Origin of the sequence: Pseudomonas sp. RA_35y_Pfl2_P32, from assembly GCF_963970735.1 — a bacterium.
Classification (GTDB): Bacteria; Pseudomonadota; Gammaproteobacteria; order Pseudomonadales; family Pseudomonadaceae; genus Aquipseudomonas.
On sequence record NZ_CAXAQF010000298.1, the window covers coordinates 1 to 468 of the forward strand.

Sequence of the window (468 nt, forward strand, 5' to 3'; positions counted from 1 at the left end):
CCTCCCGCCACGAACGCGGCTGCAGAGGCTATAGCGGCCTGCGTTGGCCGAGCGATACTGTGCTCGGAAATGCCCAGTTCGTCACGCAGATGCGCCGCAAGAGCATCAGTTTCCGATAAAGCATGGGCAACTTGTTCCGCCAACGCGATCGGGAGGCCGCGATCGACATAGATCCCAATGAGTTCGCGTTTTTCATGCTCGGGATCGGCAAGATGCTCGAGACGTTCCCGCTCCACATCCGATTTTTCCGCGTCCGCTTGGGAGCTGACCGACACATATTCACCGGCAGCCATCGCCATGGCCCCCGCCGCAATTCCTGCGACCCCAGTAAGCACGATCTGACTCGATCCAGGCGCTGCGGCTGCAACGCCAACCATTAGGCTTGCGGTAGAAAGTAGACCGTCGTTTGCTCCGAGCACTGCTGCACGAAGCCACCCGACGCGAGTCAGAAAATGTCCTTCGCCGTGT

General features: G+C 59.8%; 1 protein-coding gene. It reads right to left on the reverse strand.

What is annotated here, in order from left to right; genetic code table 11:
* Window positions 1-468: VIT1/CCC1 transporter family protein (locus AACY45_RS28375; RefSeq protein ID WP_445261242.1), on the reverse strand; the 468-nt coding region annotated here is incomplete at both ends.